The sequence below is a fragment of the Nostoc cf. edaphicum LEGE 07299 genome (assembly GCF_015207245.1).
GTDB classification, from domain to species: Bacteria; Cyanobacteriota; Cyanobacteriia; order Cyanobacteriales; family Nostocaceae; genus Nostoc; species Nostoc edaphicum_B.
The window spans coordinates 1-2,848 of record NZ_JADEXF010000886.1 but is presented as its reverse complement, the minus strand read 5'-3'; the positions used below and the strand labels follow the sequence as shown (position 1 = coordinate 2,848).

Annotated in this window: 2 protein-coding genes; both read left to right on the top strand. The window is 41.5% G+C overall.

Going from position 1 to position 2,848, the window contains the following annotated elements:
* The first annotated feature begins 427 nt into the window (after positions 1-427).
* Entirely contained in the window at positions 428-628 is a 201-nt protein-coding gene (locus IQ229_RS22185) for a hypothetical protein (RefSeq protein ID WP_194047443.1), read from the top strand.
* A gap of 1,045 nt (positions 629-1,673) precedes the next feature.
* A partial coding sequence (locus tag IQ229_RS22180; RefSeq protein WP_194047441.1) for an AAA family ATPase occupies positions 1,674-2,848 on the top strand: 1,175 nt, incomplete at its 3' end.

The window sequence follows — 2,848 nt, the reverse complement described above, 5'->3', positions numbered from 1 at the left end:
CGCTAATAATAGCGCGTTTGTTTTAAGTATTAGTTAATTATTATACTTATAGGGTACACAGTAAAGCTAGGAACTGAAAGTATAGTGCCAAATAATTTGCCAGAGAAACTCGCTAATTATTTGCCCTCTCCTTCATCTTTTTGCCAAATTGGGATGCTCCCAGTTGTTGACTGAGCGCACTGTACTCCTGAGTCAATAGTTATACATCTACGAGGAGCGCTCGGTCACCGCTTCGCTACAACTGGCTGATCATTAAATTTTTGTCTGCTCACACCCTAGATGCACAATTGATTTTTAATTATGTAAAGTTAAGTCATGTTACATATTTAGATTTGTCTCTTGACATGCTTAATAATTAATATTTAGTATTTGATACTCAAAATCACGTACTATTGGAAAATTTTGAAGAATTATCAGGAATAACTCAATGCTTATTTCAAATTTAAAGACTGAAAATATGTTTGTAGAATTACTTGATAAGGAAGCGGAATCCATATCTGGAGGAATTAGCGTTAAAGCCGATGAACTTAACTTATCATTCAAAAATGTAGCTTTAGACATAGCGGGTTTTAAGATTTTCCTTAAAAAGGGATTTATCAATTTAACTGGAGTAGAATTAAGTGTTTGAAGATAAAAGGAGAGCGAGCATTCTTATTTTGCAAAAATAAAACAAGCCATATTATTCGCGAGTTTCGATTGCGAATAATATGGCTTCAATATTGTAGTTCTTCCTCCTCTTGCTCAGATCCATAACTAATGTCTAGAAGACAATCATTAAGGGGATGAATTCTTCTCTGTATCTCCTCCCAAATAGAACGTCTAAAAACTGATTTTCCCACTGTTGAGATGTCTTATCAAAGGCCACCCATCGCGGAAACATAAATGACGTTTGCTGTTATAAATATTACATTTGGGTCATAATACCATTTCTTTGTGAGGCTGCATATAATTCACCCCCCGGCTATCGCCGTCCCCCCTTGCCAAGGGGCGACTACAGGGGGGTATTATTATGTGCATCTTCATACAGAATTGGTATAAGATATTTCTTGTCTCTTGAAGCCTCCAACCTGTATTAGGAGGGTGGTGTCTTTGCTGAAAATTCTAATACTAATTCCTCGGTTCTCCGTCGAGTAAGTGATGTCAACATTGAGAACTTCACCATTTGGCAGTCTGACTGGCGCGAAATGAATACCAAGGAGATTTTGAGCTTCTGCAAAAGGGCGTGAATTTACGTTCAATAGAGGCTTCAGTTCAATTTCGCAGAGGCTTTTCCATTGCCCCGACAATTCTTCTCCGTACTGCAAATACAACTTAATTTGACCTTCCTAAAGTTAATGTATCGTCATAAGCGCATCTCAAATGCTATTGAAAAGCGGGTTTAGAGACATAATCATATTGGGATAAACAAGCAACAATAATAGTCAGGATATAGTTATTATCAATAGCAGCTCGATTTGATTTTTGACGATTACTACGTTTGCTAAAATTAAATGTTATCAATCACCTAATGATTTAAATTCTATTTACCACAAAAGAGCAATCACCTTTAAAAAATATCTCACATAGAGCGATCGCACTGGCAACTCCTATGAACTGGTAGATATTGGTTTTTTAGTTGTTAGAGGCGATACAAACCTGAACAATGAAAGAAGAACTAATAACCACAGCCAAATATGAACTTTCGTGAAGAGTTTAAACTGCTGCTACGCGCCCGCTACCCCTTGATTTATATTCCCACATACGAAGAGGAGCGGGTAGAAGCAGCTATCCGGGAAGAAGCCACCAACCAGGGTAATCGCCCAGTGTATACGTGGGATTTTGTCGATGGCTACCAGGGAAACCCCAATGATGTTGGCTTTGGACGACGTAACCCGTTACAAGCTTTAGAATTTATCGAAAAATTACCAGCTTCCGCACCTGCGGTATTGATTCTCCGAGATTATCATCGCTTTTTAGATGATGTAGCGATCGCTCGCAAACTCCGCAACTTGTCCAGACTCCTGAAGTCGCAACCAAAAAATATTGTCCTACTGTCGCCGCGCATCGCCATCCCTGATGACTTAACGGAAGTGTTGACAGTCGTCGAGTTTCCCTTACCCGCCGCCCCAGAAATTAAAACTGAGGTAGAACGCTTATTACAAAGCACTGCTAACTCCCTTTCTGGCAAAGTTTTAGATGACTTGGTGCGCTCTTGTCAAGGACTTTCAATGGAACGGATTCGCCGGGTTTTGGCAAAAGCGATCGCAACCCACGGAGAATTGCGACCAGAAGACGTGGATCTGGTTTTGGAAGAAAAGCGCCAAACTATCCGCCAAACCCAAATCTTGGACTTCTACCCCGCCACTGAGCAAATTTCTGATATTGGCGGACTGGATAACTTGAAAGATTGGTTGATTCGGCGGGGAGGTTCATTTACAGATCGAGCGCGACAGTACGGATTACCGCACCCCCGTGGTTTAATGTTGGTGGGTATTCAGGGGACTGGTAAATCGTTAACAGCAAAAGCGATCGCTCATCACTGGCATTTACCCCTGCTACGTTTGGATGTGGGAAGGTTATTTGGTGGTTTGGTGGGTGAATCAGAATCTCGGACTCGCCAAATGATCCAAGTAGCTGAAGCCCTCGCTCCCTGTATTTTGTGGATTGATGAAATAGATAAAGCCTTTGCTGGGCTTGGTAGCAAAGGTGATGCCGGAACAGCCAGCCGTGTGTTTGGCACTTTTATTACCTGGCTAGCTGAAAAAACCTCACCCGTGTTTGTCGTCGCCACCGCCAACGACATTCAAGCTTTACCGCCGGAAATGCTCCGCAAGGGGCGATTTGATGAAATTTTCTTTGTGGGTTTGCC